At 56.9% G+C, this 1,542-nt stretch carries 1 protein-coding gene; it reads right to left on the bottom strand.

The features are described from left to right. Positions 1-9 precede the first annotated feature (9 nt). Positions 10-1,161 (bottom strand): PEP-CTERM sorting domain-containing protein, encoded by a 1,152-nt coding sequence (locus tag CAPSK01_RS05195; protein WP_034923381.1) that lies wholly within the window; start codon positions 1,159-1,161, stop codon positions 10-12. Between the last annotated feature and the right edge of the window lie 381 nt (positions 1,162-1,542).

Genomic DNA, 1,542 nt, shown 5'->3' with positions numbered 1-1,542 from the left:
CTTCCTGGATCAGCTTGCCTCTCGCTTGAGCGGCAACTTGCGGCGACGGCTCATGAAGCCCGCAAGTGTAAGGCCTGCGGCGAGCAGGGCCAGGCTTTGTGGCTCGGGAACAACGTCCGGAACGATGGCAGTTCCCATGAAAAGTTGCTCGTAGCCGTTGTTCAAGCAGGTGCCGTTGCCGTTAGCAAGCCCGGAAGCCATCCATGGCGACACTCCCGGTGGCGAGCTGGTGACCGTGGTGTCGTAGCAGCCCATGCGGACGTCCAGGTGCAACGTGTATTTGGCCAAAGTGGCATCGGGCACACTACTAAACAGATCTGCCAAGGCGGCGTTAAGTTCCGGTACGATCACAGAATAGGCCACGTGGTCCGCGCCCAGATTGTGGTTGATCGGGGCCGAGATAACGGTGCCAGGGCTCGGAGCGGAGCCACAGGGTACCGGCACCGGCAGCGGCAGACTGGGACCCGTCGCCACGCAATATTGCCCGCCAGCCATGAGAAAATCGGTTGCGCCTGGTGCTACTGAACTCGGGTTGCCGGCGCCCGCTCCTGGTGCTGTGTAGGTGGTCGGGTCGCCCAGGAAGGTTCCCCCTCCCCCCGCCGTAGTGAGGGCGTACATGCTGTCGTCGTTGGTCAACTCATACGCGACTCCGACATTGTTGCCGCCGTCGTCGGTGATCCAGATCCTCGCCCAGATCGCCAGGGACTGGGTCGCAGCACCACCTCTATTTATCTGGTTGTTGTTGAAGAAGAACACCATCTGGTCATTGCCGAGGATACCCTTCAGCGCCGAGAGCGACGCGTCCCAAGTGTCGGCGAGGTTGTTGGCGATCAGAGCTTCGCCATTGCTATTCGTTGAATTGGGATAAAAATAAGGCAACGAGCCATTGCCACTTGGCGTCGCATAGGCGTTGTCCACGCCCGAAACGTTTGTCGTGACGGGTCCGCCACTCGATCCGGTCGCAATCACCGTCAGGTCTTGAATTGCTCCCGGAGTCGAGCTGATTGCATAGGGGCCGTTGTTCGTGTTGAAACCGAACTGGTAATTGGCAACCGGCATCGAGTACACCAGTGCGTCCCCGTGCTGAATGTAGCCTAAGCCTGTCAAGTCGATCGTCGCGGCCTGTACGCCAGACACCATCAACGAGCCGACCGCAAACATTGTACTTGCCTTCCGAATTGCGCTTGCGCGACATCCCCTATTCTTCATACCATTTGGTTTCATATGTGGTCTCATCTTAGATTTCCTCCCGATGACATTGGTGACGGTTGAGGCTACGATCGAGCGGTCACTCTAAGAAATGCTGACACCCTGATAGCCCTACAACGAAATAAGCAATATCCATGCCTATTTTATCATTCGGTTCATTTAACGAAATAATCGTGTTTTTCAGTCAAACAAATCGTCGCGAACTGTAAAATTTTCCGACAGTCCCGCTGGCAGAAGGGCAACGACTGCTCCCGCGCGTCGTGTTCTTACCCTCGATGCAGGGAGCAACGAGTCGAGCAATCCTGCGCAGGTGAATTCTCCCCCGACAGGTTG

The sequence above is a fragment of the Candidatus Accumulibacter vicinus genome, from assembly GCF_000584955.1.
Taxonomy (GTDB): Bacteria; Pseudomonadota; Gammaproteobacteria; order Burkholderiales; family Rhodocyclaceae; genus Accumulibacter; species Accumulibacter vicinus.
Note: the sequence above shows the minus strand (reverse complement) of the source record. Positions and strands in the feature narration are given on the sequence as shown.

Excerpts from the sequence above, each read along its gene's own strand:
- CAPSK01_RS05195 (WP_034923381.1), bottom strand. The coding sequence starts at position 1,161 with ATGTTTGCGGTCGGCTCGTTGATGGTGTCTGGCGTACAGGCCGCGACG.